This is a genomic window from Lewinella sp. IMCC34183, assembly GCF_003390915.1.
Classification (GTDB): Bacteria; Bacteroidota; Bacteroidia; order Chitinophagales; family Saprospiraceae; genus Neolewinella.
The window spans coordinates 35,351-51,338 of record NZ_QMEM01000005.1; the positions used below are offsets into that span (position 1 = coordinate 35,351).

General features: G+C 61.8%; 13 protein-coding genes. 4 read left to right on the top strand and 9 right to left on the bottom strand.

Translation table 11 applies throughout. The annotated features are described in order from the left end of the window. Positions 1 to 97: 97 nt before the first annotated feature. Positions 98 to 2,389, bottom strand: a complete 2,292-nt coding sequence (gene pnp, locus DQG19_RS11955) for a polyribonucleotide nucleotidyltransferase (protein WP_116126506.1) — start codon at positions 2,387 to 2,389, stop codon at positions 98 to 100. 419 nt (positions 2,390 to 2,808) lie between these two features. Here pnp and DQG19_RS11960 point away from each other — a divergent pair, with 419 nt between their 5' ends. Further along, positions 2,809 to 4,260: a sensor histidine kinase gene (locus DQG19_RS11960; protein WP_116126507.1), complete on the top strand. Its 1,452-nt coding sequence runs from the start codon at positions 2,809 to 2,811 to the stop codon at positions 4,258 to 4,260. A gap of 46 nt (positions 4,261 to 4,306) precedes the next feature. Then, positions 4,307 to 4,663 carry a response regulator gene (locus DQG19_RS11965; protein ID WP_232826508.1) on the top strand — a complete coding sequence of 119 codons (357 nt, stop codon included), beginning with the start codon at positions 4,307 to 4,309 and terminating at the stop codon, positions 4,661 to 4,663. Here DQG19_RS11965 and DQG19_RS11970 read toward each other — a convergent pair. The 5 genes from DQG19_RS11970 to rnr form a co-directional block, all read right to left on the bottom strand. Further along, positions 4,660 to 5,127, bottom strand: coding sequence for a DinB family protein (locus DQG19_RS11970; protein ID WP_116126509.1), 468 nt, complete (start codon positions 5,125 to 5,127; stop codon positions 4,660 to 4,662). The two genes, DQG19_RS11965 and DQG19_RS11970, sit on opposite strands and share 4 nt — an antisense overlap. After that, positions 5,124 to 5,948 carry a glutamate racemase gene (murI, locus tag DQG19_RS11975; protein ID WP_116126510.1) on the bottom strand — a complete coding sequence of 275 codons (825 nt, stop codon included), beginning with the start codon at positions 5,946 to 5,948 and terminating at the stop codon, positions 5,124 to 5,126. The genes DQG19_RS11970 and murI overlap by 4 nt, the downstream gene beginning before the upstream one ends. Before the next feature lie 9 nt (positions 5,949 to 5,957). Next, a complete protein-coding gene (locus DQG19_RS11980) occupies positions 5,958 to 6,464 on the bottom strand; it encodes an OmpH family outer membrane protein (protein WP_116126511.1) in 507 nt (168 codons plus the stop codon). Between the two features lie 47 nt (positions 6,465 to 6,511). Beyond that, on the bottom strand, positions 6,512 to 7,030 hold the full coding sequence (locus DQG19_RS11985; protein WP_116126512.1) for an OmpH family outer membrane protein: 519 nt from the start codon (positions 7,028 to 7,030) through the stop codon (positions 6,512 to 6,514). Between the two features lie 245 nt (positions 7,031 to 7,275). Beyond that, on the bottom strand, positions 7,276 to 9,519 hold the full coding sequence (gene rnr / locus DQG19_RS11990; protein WP_116126513.1) for a ribonuclease R: 2,244 nt from the start codon (positions 9,517 to 9,519) through the stop codon (positions 7,276 to 7,278). 181 nt (positions 9,520 to 9,700) lie between these two features. Here rnr and DQG19_RS11995 point away from each other — a divergent pair, with 181 nt between their 5' ends. Then, complete coding sequence (locus DQG19_RS11995) at positions 9,701 to 10,495, top strand: M48 family metallopeptidase (protein ID WP_232826509.1); 795 nt, start codon at positions 9,701 to 9,703, stop codon at positions 10,493 to 10,495. A gap of 36 nt (positions 10,496 to 10,531) precedes the next feature. Continuing rightward, positions 10,532 to 11,794: an NAD(P)/FAD-dependent oxidoreductase gene (locus tag DQG19_RS12000; protein ID WP_116126514.1), complete on the top strand. Its 1,263-nt coding sequence runs from the start codon at positions 10,532 to 10,534 to the stop codon at positions 11,792 to 11,794. A gap of 201 nt (positions 11,795 to 11,995) precedes the next feature. On the opposite strand, the gene DQG19_RS12005 is transcribed toward DQG19_RS12000, so the two are convergent. From DQG19_RS12005 to DQG19_RS12015, 3 genes are read right to left on the bottom strand one after another with little or no spacing between them, the layout of a single operon-like run. Next, on the bottom strand, positions 11,996 to 13,969 hold the full coding sequence (locus DQG19_RS12005; RefSeq protein WP_116126515.1) for a putative porin: 1,974 nt from the start codon (positions 13,967 to 13,969) through the stop codon (positions 11,996 to 11,998). Between the two features lie 42 nt (positions 13,970 to 14,011). Beyond that, positions 14,012 to 14,815, bottom strand: a complete 804-nt coding sequence (locus tag DQG19_RS12010) for an enoyl-ACP reductase (protein ID WP_116126516.1) — start codon at positions 14,813 to 14,815, stop codon at positions 14,012 to 14,014. A gap of 35 nt (positions 14,816 to 14,850) precedes the next feature. After that, complete coding sequence (locus tag DQG19_RS12015; RefSeq protein ID WP_116126517.1) at positions 14,851 to 15,936, bottom strand: hypothetical protein; 1,086 nt, start codon at positions 15,934 to 15,936, stop codon at positions 14,851 to 14,853. Positions 15,937 to 15,988 lie beyond the last annotated feature (52 nt).

Here is a 15,988-nt window from a genome sequence, read left to right on the forward strand (position 1 = left end):
TTCTCTGAACGGCTGGGCCGGCACCCCATTGCCCATTAAGAAAGCGCCCGGCAGCAATGCTACCGGGCGCTTAATCTGTGTACGTAAGTGCGAAAGACTAGTCGTCGTCGCGGTCACGCCGGCGTCCGCCGCCGCGACGCTCGCCGCGATCACGTCCGCCACCACGGCGGTCGCCGCGGTCGCCGCGGTCGCCCCGGTCACGTCCGCGCGATTTGGCGGCCTTGCGCTCTTCCTCAAGCTCCTCGTCCGTCGGGATGGTACCGTCGGCGCGGGGCATGATGGCCTTGCGGCTGAGGCGTAGCTTGCCGGTCCGCTCATCGATGTCGACGATCTTGAACTTGACCTTGTCGCCTTCGTTGAACTCGTCCTCAACGCTCTCGATGCGGCTGTGACTCATCTCGCTCACGTGCAGCAGGCCGTCGCGGCCGCCTTCGAAGCCGACGAATACGCCGTAGGGCATGATCGTCTTGACGGTGCCTTCGTAGACCTCGCCCACCTCGGGGGTGAAGGTGATCTTCTTGATGCGGGCTACCGCGTCTTCGATGGCCGCCTTGTCCGAGCTGGCGATAGACACGTGGCCCTTGCCGTCGATCTCGTCGATGTTGATGTTGGTGCCGGTGAGCTCCTGCAGCTCCTGGATGATCTTACCGCCGGGTCCGATGACCGCGCCGATGAAGCTTTTCTCGATGATGAGCTTGACGATGCGGGGGGCGTGGGGCTTGATATCGTTGCGGGGCTCGCTGAGCGACTTGTCCATCTCACCGAGGATGTGCAGGCGGCCGACGCGGGCCTGTTCGAGGGCCTGCTCCAGCTGCTCGTAGGGCAATCCGTCAATCTTGATGTCCATCTGGCAGGCGGTGATACCCTTGCTGGTACCGGTGACCTTGAAATCCATATCGCCCAGGGCGTCTTCGTCGCCGAGGATGTCGCTGAGGATGGCAATCTTGCCGCCCTCGGCCACCATACCCATGGCGATACCGGCTACGGGCCGCTTGATCTGCACGCCGCCGTCCATGAGGGCGAGCGAGCCGGCGCAGACGGTAGCCATCGAGCTGGAGCCGTTGGACTCCATGATGTCGGAAACCAGGCGGATGGTGTGGGTCATCTCATCGGGCAGTACCTGCCGGATCGAGCGGCCGGCCAGGTTGGCGTGGCCCACTTCGCGGCGGCCGGGGCCGCGCATCGGCTTGGTCTCACCGACCGAGTAGGCCGGGAAATTGTAGTGCAGGATGAAGTTGTCGTAGCTGTTTTCGTAGGCGATGTCGACCATGGCCTGGTCGGTCTTGGTGCCCAGCGTAAGGCTGGTAAGGGACTGGGTCTCGCCGCGGTTGAAGATGGCCGAACCGTGGGCGGAGGGCAAATAGTCCACTTCCGTCCAGATGGGACGCACCTCGTCGAAGGCGCGGCCGTCAAGGCGCTTCTTGTCGTCGAGCATCATGTTGCGGATGAGCTTCTTCTGCACCTTGTCGTAGGCGGCGCTGACGTCCTCCTTGTTCTCGGTCATCCACTCCTCGCCCTTTTCGGCCAGGGCTACTTCCTTGAAGTTCTCCTTGACCTCCTTGAAGGAGCTCTTGCGGGTAGCCTTGTCGCTGGCCGATCCGGCGACGCGCAGGATCTCGCTGCGGATGGATTTTTCGACGTAGCTGAGCACGTCGGGGTTGATCTCGTGGATCTCCACGTCGCGGGTGGTGGCTTTATCGCCGACCTGCTCCTTCAGGCGCAGCTGGGCGTCGCACATGGTCTTGATGGCCCCGTGGCCGACCTTGAGGGCCTCCAGGATGGCGCTTTCCTCTACTTCCTTGGCTTCGCCCTCCACCATCATGATGTTGGACTTGTCGGCGGCCACGATCAGGTCGAGGTCGGCCTCGGCCAGTTGACTGCGGTCGGGGTTGACGACATACTCGCCGTTGATGCGGGCGACGCGGCACTCCGAGATGGGGCCTTCGAAGGGAATATTCGAGCAGGTCAGCGCGGCCGAGGCGGCCAGACCGGCGAGGGCGTCGGGCATGACCTCCTCGTCGAGAGAGATCAGGTTGATGATGATCTGGGTATCAAACATGTACCCCTTCGGAAACAGCGGACGGATGGCGCGGTCAACGAGGCGGGAGATCAGGATCTCGTAGTCGTTGAGGCGGGCTTCGCGGCGGAAGAAGTTACCGGGAATGCGGCCGGCGGCGGCAAACTTCTCCTGGTAATCCACGCTGAGCGGGAAGAAGCTCTGTCCCTCCCGTACGCTGGTGCTGGATACGGCGGAGCAGAAGAGCATGGTCTTGCCGCACTTGACGACGACCGATCCGTCGGCTTGGGTGGCCAGTTTACCGGTCTCGATGGTGACTTCCCGGCCGTTGGGCAGGGAGAAGTTCACCGACATTGGGGTTTGATTACCCATTATTGATTGGACTTTAAATGAAAATATACGTTCGTTCGCCGGCCGCGTGGAGCACGGCAGACGGTGACACAAAACAAACTGCGATGGGGAAGGAAGGGGCGGCGGGGCGCAGGTGCGGAGCAGCGTACGGGCCAGCCGGTTGGCGCGGTTCGTGACCGCGTTGTTCTTTCTATCCCGCCGGGGGTCGCTGGAGACCGACGGATGCCGCACGCGCGCGACAGTTCATGTAGTCATTTTGTATCGGCGCGAATATACAAACAATTCACAGCTTGCCCGTCGGAGGAACCTTCATGGAAGATTTCCCGCCATCCGCAACGGGTACCGTAGCTTCGCGACCGCCGCCGGGGTTTGCCGGTCCCGGCCGCAGCGTTTATCTTGAGTACTTCCGACACCTTCCCTGACCACCAATTTCCACGCCTTTGCAAGCATCCCCCGCCGAGCCCGTGAGCGACAAGAGCTACCGGCTCTTTCGTATCGTCTTTGTGGGGCTGATCCTGCTCACCATCATTGTGCTGGCGTCGGTGATCACCGAGTTCCGTGCCGTGAACGTCCGCAAGAAACTGGACCACGCCCTCCACCTGGAACGCAGTATCGGCAATCTGCTGAGCCTCATCCAGGACGCCGAAACCGGGCAGCGGGGATACCTGCTCACCGGTGAGCCCTCCTACCTGAAGCCCCAGCTCCAGGCCACCGATGCCATCGACCGCATCCTGGCCGAAATCAACGAAGCCGTGGCCGGGGATTCGCTGCAGACCGCGCGGGCCGAGAACGTGACCGCGCTCACCCGGCGCAAGTTTCAGGATATCGCAGCCACCATCAAATACTACCGCCAGGGTAATACGGACGCGCTCACCGAACGCTTCCAGACCCAGCGCGGCCGCTCCATTATGGATAGCATCCGGCTCGACGTGCAGCTGCTGCGGAGCATAGAGACCCGGGACGTTGAACTGCGGCAGCGGCAATTGGATAGCCTCAGTACCGTGACCACCTTCCTGCGGCTGATGGGCGTGATCGGACTGGCGACAGTCTTCTACTACATCTACAGCCAGCTGCGCCCCCTAGTATCCACGATCAGCGGATGGAACGAGGCCATGGCGGCCGAGATCGTGGAGCGGCGGCGTATCGAGCAGGTCAATAACGAGCTCATCGCCTCCCTCAACAACAAGAACCGCGAGCTCGACCAGTTCGCCTACATCGCTTCCCACGACCTCAACGAGCCGCTGCGGACCGTAAGCAACTACGTGGAGGTACTCAACGAAGACTACGGAGGACAGCTCGACAGCAAGGCGAGGGAACTACTCGACACCATCCAGCGGGCTACGGTACGCATGCGCGACCTCATCGAGACGCTCCTCCACTTCAGCCGTATCGGCCGTAGCGAAGCCGCCGCCCGCGTAGACCTGGGCTGCATCGTCAACGAAGCCCGCGAAAACCTCGAATTGCGTATCGAGGAATCCGCGGCCACGATATCCGTCGAACCGCTGCCCGACGTGACCGGCTACGCGGTTGAACTCCGTCAGCTTTTCCAAAACCTGCTGGCCAATGCCCTGAAGTTCCACCGTCCCGGTCACCCGCCCCGGATCGAAGTGTTCGGCCGGGCAACGGCGGAGTGCGTCCAGGTGAGCGTGCGGGACCAGGGCATCGGCATGTCCGAGGAGGACCAGCAGAAGATTTTCGACTTATTCACCCGGTTGAATAGTCGCGATAGTTACGAAGGGCAAGGAATTGGTCTGGCGTTTTGCCAAAAAATAGTACAATTGCACCAGGGTACGATCACCGTGGACAGCCAGCCCGGCCGCGGGAGTACCTTTACCGTGACCATACCCAGGAGTCTAGACTATGAACAAGTTAGGGTGCGTCCTTCTAATTGACGATTCGGACGCTGATAACTTTATCCATACCCGGCGACTCACGAAGATGAATATCGCCAATGAGATCGTGGTCCGACACAACGGCCGCGAGGGGCTGCGCTATTTCACTACCCCACCCTCCGACGGCTCTACCGCTACCCGCCCCGACCTGCTTTTCCTGGACATCAACATGCCCGTCATGGACGGGTGGGAATTTCTGGACGCCTACCGCGAATTACCCGCCGAGCAGCGCGCCCGCGTGACGATCCTGATGATCACCAGCTCCATTGGCGAGGGCGACCAGGAGCGCTCCCGGCAGTTTACCTGCATCGATGGCCACGAGCCCAAACCGCTGACCCGCGAGAAGCTCCGCAACCTTCTCACTACCCACTTCCCGGATTTCTCCGTCGACCACCTCGACTAGACCAGCCGGCGCTGCGCCAGCATGGTTCCCAGATGCAGCGCTTCGTGCACGTTGTTGAACTCCACCGCGCGTAGCAGATCGGTCACGGTCACCCCCAGTTTGGTAGTGTATGGCCGGTACCCGCTCCAGTCCAGGTCGTCGCAGGCTTCCCGTAGCTTCTCGTTGCCGGCGAGCAGTTCGGTCCGGATGTAGGCGTAATCTTCCGTGGCCAGGTCACCTTCGGGACGGGTACCCCGCCGGTAGCGCGCCACGAATGCCGCGCCGCTCGGGGTCGGGTGACCGCCCAGCGCGTAGGTAAGTTGTTCCTGGGTGGCGATGACGTGGCCGGCGTTCCAGATCAGATTGTTATTGAAGCCCGCCGGCACCCGGTCGAGCTGCGCCGGCGTAACGCTTTCGGTGAGGGCCAGGATGCGCTTGCGGAGTTGCAGGTGGTCCTGGAGGGCGGTAGCGAAGCGGTCGGTCATGCATCGGGGGTAGTTAGGCGCTTAAGGTACGGCAGCACCCACCGGCGGTCCGCATTGAGGGCGGGCAGGTGCCGCAGGGTACGCTGCAGGGGGGCGCTGCCGCCGGTGCAGAGAAAATCGTGTCGAACTGATATTTCGGGTTCAGAAGCCGCCAGACCCCGCCGTTGAAGCAGACGTTGCACCTGCCGCGCCGCCGCCCCGGAAGGATCGATCACGTCGGTGCCGGGGGGCAGGGCCGCGCGGATGTCCCCGATCACCAGGGGATAGTGGGTGCAGCCCAGTACGACGGTGTCCAGCTCACCGGCGCCGGACAGCAGGTCCTCCAACAGGGCGCGTACCGGCACGGATCCGGCACCGTGGGCCTCGATGCGCTCCACCAGGCCCACGCAGGGGCTTTCCCATACCGGCCGGTCCGCCAGATAGCGGGCACGCAGGGCACGGTAGCGGGCGCTGCGCAGGGTGACCGCCGTAGCCAGTACGCCGACGTTGCGGCCCCGGGCGGCCGGCTTCACGGCAGGCTCAAGTCCTACGAAAGGCACGTCGGGGTAGCTTTCCCGTAGCCCGTCAATGGCGATGCTGGTAGCGGTATTGCAGGCTACCACCACGAGCTTCGCCCCCGCGGCCAGCAGGTAGTCGGTGATGCGTCGGCTGAAGTCGAAAACTTCCGCATCGGTGCGCGCGCCGTATGGGGCGTGGTGGTTGTCCGAAACGTACAGGAGGGATTCCCGGGGCAGCAGCCCACAAACAGCATTGGCGACCGAGAGGCCGCCAATGCCGGAGTCGAAGACTCCAATGGATCCGTTATGGGGGGGCAGGTACACCGGCCGGAGTTAGATACCCAGCTTGGCGCGCACCATGGCGCTGACGTCCTGGCTTTCCTGACCGTAGAGCAGCACCTGCTGGTCGAAGATGAAGGTGTAGCCATTCTCCTCGGCGACCGCCTTGATGGCGTCGTTGACGGACTTGTAGATGGGCTCGAGCAGTTCCTGCCGCTTCTTCTGCAGGTCGTTCATCATGGACTGCTCGAAGGAGCCGATCTCTTCCTCCCGGGCCTGGAGCTTGGCGGCCTCCTCCTGCTGTTGCTTGGGGCTCATGGTGCCTTCCTGGGCCTTGGCCTGCAGGGCCTGGTAGTCGGTCTGGAACGTCTGGACCATGGCCTGACCCTTCTTCTGGAGCTGCTTCTGCAGTCCCTCGAGGTTGGATTCGGCGGCCTTCATAGCGGGAAGATCGGCGAGGATCTCGGCGGAGTTGACGTACCCGAATTTCTGGGCGGTTGCGGTAGCGGTGGCTACGAAGAGCAGCAGCGCTACGAAAGCGAATTTAAAAACCTGGTTCATCGTTGATGTTTAGGGGTTAGTATACGTGAGGGCGACGCGCGCGTCGATCAGTTCCGCAGGGAGCGGAGGATCTCGTCGGTCTTATCGTACTGGTCGCTGGAGAAAATAATCCCTGCGGCTCCGGCACGGTCGAATATGAAATCGTAGTTGTTCTGGTTGGCGTAGGTCTCTACGGCCTCGTAGATGGCGTCCTGGATCGGCTTCACCAGCTCCTGCCGGCGCTGGAAGAGGGCTCCCTCGGGGCCGAAGCGCTCGCGCTGCATGTTACGCACCTTTGTTTCGCGATCGAGGATCGCTTCTTCCTGGGCGGAGCGCTGGTCGTCGGTCATGAGCACCTGCTCGGCTTGGTACTTGTTGTACAGACCCTTGATGGCGTCGTACTCCTGGTTGATCTCCTGCTGCCACTTGGCGGCCAGCTGGTCGAGCTGCTCCTGCGCGTCCTGGTATTCGGTGATGCTGCTCAGGATGCGCTCCATATCGATGGAGGCGATCTTCTGAGCGGACAACTGCGTACCCAGGCCGGCGACGGCGAAGAGGGCGATCATCAAATAGGTGCGAAAACGCATAGCGTCGAATTTTGGATGACAAAAGTACAGAGGCACGTGCCGTTCTGCTAAGCAATAGACGTCTGAATACGTGCGAAGTTACCTCGATAAGGAACTTTTAATTCCGCCTCAACTCATTTAAACATCTGATTAACAAACGTTTGTACCGCCAATTTAGCCGTAATCCAACTACCTGTTTAACGCAATATTAACGGCCCCGCCCCGGTCGGGACGGGGCCGTCAGGGCACCCGGAGGGGGAATAACGCTAACTGCGCACCTTGCGTCGGCTGCCGCGCGACTGCCGCTTGGGCTTCTCGGCGGGTGCGGGCTCGCCGTGCACTTTGAGGACGCTGACCAGCGACATATCGATGCGCCGGCGGTCGAGATCGACGTCCTCGATCTTCACGCGGACCTGGTCGCCCATCTTGAGTTTCTTGCCGGACTTCTTGCCGGTGATGAAGAGCTTACCGGCCGCCATATCGTAGGGCTCGTCCATTTTGTCGAAGGGTACCATGCCCTCTACGAAGTTATCGATCAGCTCAATGAAGACGCCGAAGTCGGCCAGGCCGTTAATGACGCCATCGAATTCTTCCCCGACGTTGTCCAGCATGAACTCGGTCTGCTTGTACTTGATGCTCTCGCGCTCGGCGGTGACGGCCTTCCGCTCCTGACTGCTGATGTGCTTGCAGGTCTCTTCGAGCTTTTCGGGATTCGCCTTGAAAAGGCTGCCCTTCTCCAGGTTCTTCTCCAGCAGGCGGTGTACCAGCACGTCGGCGTAGCGGCGGATGGGCGAGGTGAAGTGGGTATAGTTTTCGAAGCCCAGTCCGTAGTGTCCGATATTCTGGGTCGTGTAGACGGCCTTGGACATCGTACGGATGGCGATCGGGGAAAGCATCTTGACCATGGGGTCCTCGTCGGCCTTGGCCAGCAGGTTGTTGTAGCTCTGGGTTACGGCCTGCGGGGAGCTCAGGTCCATGTCGTAGCCGAGCGCCAGGGCGAACTTGGCCAGTTCGGAAACCTTCTCCATATCCGGCTCGTCGTGGACCCGGTATACGAAGGGGATGTTTTGCTTCAGGCGCTCCTCCTTCTTTTTGATGAAGGTGGCTACTTCCTTGTTGGCGAGGAGCATGAAGTCCTCGATCAGCATATTGGTATCGATGCGGTCCTTGATGTAGACCTCCAGGGGCTTGCCGTCGTCGTCGAGCTTGAAGCGCACTTCATTGGTGTTGAAGTCGATGGAGCCTTCCTTGAAGCGGCGCTTGCGGAGCTTGTCGGCGATCCGGTCCATGAGGTCCAGTTCGTCGACGAAGTCGCCCTCGCCCGTATCCAGCACTTCCTGGGCCTCCTCATAGGTAAACCGGCGGTCGGAGTGAATGACGGTACGCCCGAACCAGCGGTCGGTGACCTTGAAACTCTTGGGGTTGAACTTAAAAACCGCGCTGAAGGTGAGCTTATCCTCGTTCGGACGCAGCGAGCAAAGCTCGTTACTGATCCGCTCGGGCAGCATGGGGCAGACCCGGTCCACCAGGTAAACGCTGGTGGTGCGGTCGGCGGCCTCCTCGTCGAGGGCGCTGCCGGGCCGGACGTAGTGGCTGACGTCGGCGATGTGCACGCCGATCTCGATCTGCCCGTCTTCCAGGGTCTGGATGGAGAGGGCGTCGTCGAAGTCCTTGGCCGTGAGCGGATCGATGGTGAAGGTGGTCACCTCGCGCATGTCGCGGCGGATATTGATCTCCTGGGGCGTGATCTCGCCGGGCAGGGCCTCGCTCTCGGCGAGTACCGCATCGGGGAAGGTGATCTGGAAGCCGTTGTTGATCAGAATGGACTGCATCTCGATGTTGCTCGAGCCGGGCTCCCCGAGTACGGCGGTGATCTGGCCGCTGATCTGTCCGTAGCGGTTCTCTTCCCAGTCGACGATCTGTACGACGACCTTTTCGCCGTTATTCGCGCCGATGAGTTCCGACCGGTGTACGGCCACGCTCAGGGTTTTGCCGCCCGGGCCGTCGACGACGACTTCGGCGTATTTCTCGTGGATCTTCAGGGTGCCGACGAAGTGAGTCACGCTGCGTTCGAGTACCTCGGCCACTTCGCCCTCGGGCTTGCGGCGGCCGCCGGGGGTCCAGTAACGTACCTTGACCTTGTCGCCGTCCTGGGCGTTACCGAGCCGGTTGGAGGAAACGTATATGTCGTTGGCCTCGCCGTCCATAATAATGTAGGCGGCGCCGCTGCGCGTCATATCGACACGGCCCTCGGCGTAGCTGGTGGACCGCTTCTCGCCGCCGCTGCGGTTGAACTGGTAGCGGTGACCGTCGGTTACTTTGGCTTTCCCGCCGCTGACGAGCTTATCCAGGGCCGCCTGGATGCTTTCGCTGCTGTTCTTGATCTTAAGTTTACGCTGTAGTTGCTTGGGGTTGAGCTGCTTTCGGGCATTAGCCTTTAGCTCCTGGTAAATGGCGCGCTCCAAATCGCGCGACTTGAGCTTACCGCTCTTCGATTTATTCTTTGGCATTCTTGGGATACATGCGATCGCCCCCGTTGGACGATCGGTGCGCGGAAGTGGCGCAACGGATACATTGGTATGGGTATTCACTTCGGGAACACTCAATTTGCGCATTAGTTTGTTTGCCCCCGGGCCGCGCGGCTGAACACCGGGACCCCCGCAAGCGGTTAGGTGGATAAAGTAGTTATCCGTGAAAATTATACCCAACTGCACCCTGCTGCTGCTTCTGGCCATATCGCTGCTGGCTACGTCCTGTACGAAAGACGGTGACCTCAACGTGTTTTCCGTAGAACAGGAACTGGAACTCGGCCGGCAGACCGACGCCGAAATCCGCAGCATGCCCGGTGAGTATCCGATCCTGGAACGGTCGGCCTACCCCCAGGCTTACGCCTACCTGCAAGGTATGGTCGACGAAATCGTACGGGAGGGCCAGGTGAGTTACGCGGACGAATTTCCGTATACGGTGACGCTCATCGATTCCGACGTGGAGAATGCCTTTGCTACCCCGGGGGGCTTCATCTACGTGTATACGGGGCTCGTAGCCACACTGGAAACCGGAGACGAGCTGGCCGGCGTACTGGGCCACGAGATCGCCCACGCCGCCCGGCGGCACGCCACTAACCAGCTGACCAAACAGTACGGTTTCTCCACCCTGGTCAGCCTGGTTACCGGCAGCAGCGACCCGGGCTTGCTGGGGCGGGTCGCCGGCTCCCTGCTTAGCCTGCAGTTTACCCGCAGCGACGAGAAAGAGGCCGACGACTATTCCGTGGACTACCTCTGCCAGACGAATTACGCCGCCAACGGGGCCGCCGGCTTTTTCGAGCAGATCCAGGACCAACCCTCTCCCCCCGCCTTCCTGAGCTCTCACCCCAGCCCCGCCAACCGCGTCGAGGACATCAATGCCCGCGCCGACGACAAAAACTGCAGCACCCTAACCAGCGACCGCGTGGACTTTCAGGCCTTCCAGGCCCGGGTAACGAACTAACGTCCCGCACCGCCGCCCTACCCTACCTTTGCGGCCATGTCTTCGACCCCCATCGTTATCGTAGGTGCCGGCCCCGCCGGTGCCGCTACCGCCTTGCGCCTGTCGTACCTCGGTATCCCCAGCGTCCTGCTGGACAAGTCAGGTTTTCCCCGCGATAAAGTGTGCGGTGACGCCATCTCGGGCAAGGTCCCTACCCTGCTCAACCGCCTCGATCCGGCCATTATGGACCGCTTCCGGCAGCGATTCTCGCCGGCCGACGTATGGGGCATCCGCTTTTACCCCCCGAGCCGGAAGCTGATCGAGCTGCCTTTTAAGATCGGGTACGAACGTGTTCCCGACGCGGCTCCCGGCTACGTCAGCAAACGAATCGACTTCGATCACTTCCTCATTCAGGAAGTGCAGCGACGCGATGATATCGACCTCCACCTCCACGCCGACATCGTGGCCACGGAGCGCACCGGGGAAGGGTACGTCGTACGGGCCAGGGACGGCCGCGAATGGCAGTGCCGCCTGCTCATCGACGGCAGCGGCGCCCACAGCCGCTTCAGCCGACACGAGGCCGGCCTGGAAACCGACCGCCGACACCACGCCGCCGCGGTACGCGCGTACTACCGCGGGGTGACGGGCTTCCACCCCGACAACTTCATCGAGCTGCACTTTCTGGACGCCTACAACCCCGGCTACTTCTGGATCTTTCCCCTGCCGAACGGCGAGGCGAACGTAGGCCTGGGTATGCGCTCCGACATCGTCAAGGCGCGGGGCCTGAACCTGCGCCGCGAACTGGACGCGATCGTCGCCTCCGAACAGTTTCGCGATCGCTTCCGCGACGCCGAGCAGATCGACCCTACGGTCGGCTATGGCCTGCCGCTGGGTTCCCGCGACCGCACCCTCTCGGGCGACCACTACCTGCTCACCGGCGACGCCGGCCACCTCATCGACCCGCTCACCGGCGAGGGCATCGGCAACGCGGTGTACTCCGGCTTCATCGCCGCCGAGCTGGCGCAGCGGTGCCTGCAGGAAAATCGCTTCGATGCGGAATTTCTTTCCGCCTACGACATCCGGATCGACCGCGTACTACGTACTGAACTACGACTGAGTTACCGGTTGCAGCAGATCATGCAGCGAAAGTGGATAACAAATTTGCTTACCGGCATCATTGCAGCCAACCCTAAGCTCGTCGAACTACTCTGTAGAATGTACACCGACTTCGAGCTGCGCAAGCAGTTGGTCAAACCGACCTTCTGGTGGAAGCTGTTCCGCACTAAACGCGGCAAACTCCCCGCCGTAGCCGAAAAGTGACGAAAGTGTTAAAGGGAAAAAAATTCCCAACCCCGATGTAACATTTCGCTCCGTCCGGTGGTTAAGTGAGCAGTTGATTAAGTTTCATATATACTAGTGAGTGTAAAGTGAGCCTCCGACCCTATTTTAGGGATTGGGGGTTCTTTTTTTATGCCATGTCGTCAACGACCGCGGCCCCCCACAGCCTTCCTTTTCCTGCTTTTAGTCCACTAACCGCCAGCTGGCCCCGATCCGCAAGGCCGCGTCGGGGTAGGGATGTTCGGCCGTCAGGTACAGCAGACGATCGCTGATCAGTGTCTGGGCCTGTATGTATTTGACGAAGAACCGGAATTTGGTCACCCGCAGGCTGAAGAACGGATCGGCCTGGGCGTAGAACGTGGTGCGTTGCCGTTCCTGCAACTGGAATTGCTGAAGCAGGGGGTTGTAGTACCGCGGCTGAAAGCCGCTCACCAGCCGCACGTCAACGCCCAGGTTCACGTTCAGTACGCCGAACCACTTGCCCGCGTAGTAGAAACTGTGCTCACCGTAGAACTGCGGCAGGCGAAAGATCTCATCGGCCTGCTGTAGCAGCACCCGGTTGTCCAGGCGGTACGCCCCGAAGCTAAAGTTACGCTCGGCGGTAAGCTGCAGGATGCTATGCGGTCCGTCGCTCTGCTGCGGCAGGCCTTCCGTATCGAAGTATACGTAATTCGACAGCAGGCTATAGGCCAGTCCTGCCCGCACCCGGACGAAGGGCAGCGTGTAGGCGCCCTCCAGCCGCAGCTCGAGGGTTTTCCCGAAGTCCCGGTCGTAAAGCGGGCTTCCGTTCAAGAGGTACGTACGCTGCACCAGGTCGGGAGCGTACAGCTGGTTGACGGCCCCTACTTCCAGCTTGCCAGCCCGGCCGAGGTCGAGTTCCCCGGCGGCCGCGATCCGGTAATCGCCGATCTGCCCGATCAGGTTGAACTGTCCGTCCACCTGCAGCTGCAGGCGGTCGCTGGGGCGTACGCCCAGACTGGCGTTGGCCAGCAGGAAACTCAGGGTACTGTCGCCGCGGTCCCCTCCCAGGCGGTGCAGCTGGTGAGTGAGGCCAAGTTCGAGCAGATCGCGCTGTACGGTTTCCTGGCTGGCGGAGCGGGTTCTCCGGAAGGTGGAGAAGCCGACCTCGTTGCTGATCAGCTGGTGGGTGATGAGGTTGCGCAGGCCGCGAACGTCCCGGTCGAGCAGGGGGTAGTTGTTGTAGAAGCTGCTGTCGGCGGGCGCGCGCAGGTTGCTCAGCCGGTAGGATTGCCGGTCGACCTTCAGCTGGTGCTTCAGCGTGAAGGCCCGCCGTTCCCGGCCGGTCAGGGTGTCCGTGGACGCCCCGAACTGCAGGTACTGGGTCACCGCTATCTCCCGGTAGGCATGGCGGCCGAAGGTGGTAGCGAGGTAGGGGGTGAGCAGGCCCAGGTTATTGATCTCGTCCGTACCGTTCGTCTCGCCGAAGCTGGCAATACCACCATTCTGTTCTTGCTCGAAGGTATTGGCGGCGTAGCTGAAGTATCCGCTGTAACGGCTCCCGGGCGGGCGCACGGCCAGGCCCACGGCTACCGAACTGTTGCGCACGCGGCTGCCGGGGAAGTTATCCTGGTTGCCGGTCTGGAAGATCCGCTGGTAGTTCAGCAGCAGGTTGACCCCGTCGGCGAAGTTGCGGCTGAAGCGGGCGGTCAGCATGCCGTCGTTCTGCTCGCTGCCGCGCAGGTACTGGAGGTAGGTAAACGGCCGCTGCAGACGGTAGAAGTCGAGGTTGTCGCTATCCACCTTGTACAGGTCGTACTGCCGCAGCCCCACCTCCAGCCCACGCCGGTATACGGGCGCGTACCGCAGTGGGTAGGCCGGCGTACCGTTTGTGCCGAGCGTACCGTAGTCGTAGGGTACCACGCGGTCGGGCTCGTAGCGCTGGAAGCCGTTGAGCAGGCTGTCGTCGAAGCGCCGTTCCACGTTGGGGTTTTCCACCCGGTACAGGAATATACCGAAGGTATCGGGGGCGATGACGCGCTGGTCCTGCGGCCGGCCGCGACGGGCGCTCGCGGCGTCGTAGTCGGGGTCGTCGGGGCTCAGCTCCCCGGTGTCGGTCGGATCGAGGACCTGGGCCGGGAGGCAGGTGCAGAGCAACAGCCCGAATAGCAGCAGTGTATGGCTCAGGTTCCTGTTCATCGTCCTTATCAACGCGGCACCGGCACGAATCGCGCCCGCCCCCTAGTGCTCAAGTGCCTTGGGGTTCATTCCCATGTTGCTGAAGCCGCCGTCGTGGTACAGGTTCTGCATCGTTACGTAGCGGGTGTAGTCGCTGAAGAGGGTGGCGCAGTACTCACCGCAGCTGCGGGCGGTTGCGTTGCCGAGGGGCGACATCTTGTCGGCGTAGCCGAAAAATTCGTCGAAGCCTTTCACGCCCTTGCCGGCGGTCGTCATCGTGGGCGACTGGCTGATGGTGTTTACGCGTACGTGGTTCTTTTCCCCGAAGTGGTAACCGAAACTGCGGGCGAAGCTTTCCAGCAGCGCCTTCGACTCGGCCATTTCACTGTAGTCGGGGAAGGTGCGCTGCGCGGCGATGTAGGTCAGTCCCAGGATGCTGCCCCAGTCGGCCATGTGGTCTCCATTGTAGAGTACCTGGCACATCTTGTGAAAGCTGATGGCGCTGATGTCAAAGGTCTTCAGCATCCAGTCATGCTTGAGGTCCGTGTAGCTTTTTCCCTTGCGTACGTTGAGCGACATACCGATGGCGTGGAGTACGAAGTCGAGCTTGCCCCCCAGGATCTCTTCCGACTTGGTGAAGAGATTTTGCAGGTCCTCCAGGCTGGTAGCGTCCGCCGGGATGATCTCGGCTCCCAGGCGCTCCCCCAACTCATTGAGGCTGCCGAAGCGCAGGGCCACGGGCGCGTTGGTCAGGGTGAATTTCGCGCCCATTTCGGCGCAAACCTCGGCGACCTGCCAGGCGATGCTTTGATTGTCCAGGGCTCCGAAGATGACGCCGCGCTTGCCGGCGAGTAATTGGCTGCTCATGTAGGGGATATTTTTGTGAGCGCCAAAGGTAAGCGTTAAGCCTTTGTACTCCCGTCCAGCCGTTCGCGCACCTTGCGGACCACCAGGGGCAGGTTGTCGGATTCGACGATCCGGCTGTGTACGACCACGGGCGTGGTGAACCGCGGCGTCCCCCGTTTGCTGAGGATCTGTACGCGCATGTCGTAGAGGTTGGCCGTCCGCACGATGTCGAAGCGGTACCGTTGCCCCTCGTTGTCGTAGGTGAGCACGAAGTAGAACTCCAGGGGCAGCGGCCGGCCGATCAGGAGGAGCTGGGGGGCGTCGAGCATCACGTTCTCGCCCTGTTGTACGGGCCGGAAGCGGCCGGTAAAGGACGGGTACTCGCGGAATTGCGACCGTACGCCCACGGTGGCCAGCGCCAGGCGGGCCTCGTTCAGGTACTGCCGGTTGATGACTAGGGGGTCGGCGGGGGCGGGATCGGGCGCTTCTGGATGGACACGCCATTCGCCGCTGGCGATATCGCGGTACTCCATCGGCCCGAGCCGCAGCTTATAGTCGAAAGCGGGGAAGGTGGGCGAGTAGTAGCCCGGGTAATAGTAGGTGAAGTCGCGCTCCAGCCCCAGTTCTACCTCCAGCAGCATGGTGTAAAGTCCAAGGCTGGCGCTGGCGTAGGCCGGGTCGTAAATACCGGCCTTGGTGTACATCACGCGGCGGCCGACGTCGAAGTAACTAAAGGCCACCAGGCGCTCCCCCTCGTACACCCGCAGCAGGTGGGTACCCAGCACCTGTTGCCCGTCTTCGTTGTATACGTTATACTCCAGGTCTTCCCGCGTCTTGTCCGGATGCTCGCGCATGTAAAGCCGGTTGACGTGCAGGAGCTCCTCGTCCGGAGTGCCGGCACGCTCGTGGGTGACGCGGAACCGCCGGCCGTTCCGGCGCAGGAGCTTGCGGTGGCGCCGCTTGAAGGTGAAGTCGGTCAGCGGCAACCGGATCTGCAGGCAGCCGTGGAGCTCGTCGTCGTCGGTACGCAGGTAGTCGGACGTATAGATGGACTGGCCCGTGGGCCGCCACCCCCGTTCCAGAAAGGCGTCGAGGTTCTCCGGCTCAAGGAACTGCTGAGGATGGATAATGTGGGTGGCCAAAGGGCGGGGGTATTACGGCAAAGGTACCGGGGTGGCAAGGTAACCGCCGCTG

What these genes read in the sequence shown, in the direction of transcription:
- pnp (WP_116126506.1), bottom strand. Translation starts at nt 2,389, where the DNA reads ATGGGTAATCAAACCCCAATGTCGGTGAACTTCTCCCTGCCCAACGGC.
- DQG19_RS12010 (WP_116126516.1), bottom strand. Translation starts at nt 14,815, where the DNA reads ATGAGCAGCCAATTACTCGCCGGCAAGCGCGGCGTCATCTTCGGAGCC.
- DQG19_RS11970 (WP_116126509.1), bottom strand. Translation starts at nt 5,127, where the DNA reads ATGACCGACCGCTTCGCTACCGCCCTCCAGGACCACCTGCAACTCCGC.
- DQG19_RS12000 (WP_116126514.1), top strand. Translation starts at nt 10,532, where the DNA reads ATGTCTTCGACCCCCATCGTTATCGTAGGTGCCGGCCCCGCCGGTGCC.
- DQG19_RS11965 (WP_232826508.1), top strand. Translation starts at nt 4,307, where the DNA reads ATGAATATCGCCAATGAGATCGTGGTCCGACACAACGGCCGCGAGGGG.
- DQG19_RS11985 (WP_116126512.1), bottom strand. Translation starts at nt 7,030, where the DNA reads ATGCGTTTTCGCACCTATTTGATGATCGCCCTCTTCGCCGTCGCCGGC.
- rnr (WP_116126513.1), bottom strand. Translation starts at nt 9,519, where the DNA reads ATGCCAAAGAATAAATCGAAGAGCGGTAAGCTCAAGTCGCGCGATTTG.
- DQG19_RS11980 (WP_116126511.1), bottom strand. Translation starts at nt 6,464, where the DNA reads ATGAACCAGGTTTTTAAATTCGCTTTCGTAGCGCTGCTGCTCTTCGTA.
- DQG19_RS12005 (WP_116126515.1), bottom strand. Translation starts at nt 13,969, where the DNA reads ATGAACAGGAACCTGAGCCATACACTGCTGCTATTCGGGCTGTTGCTC.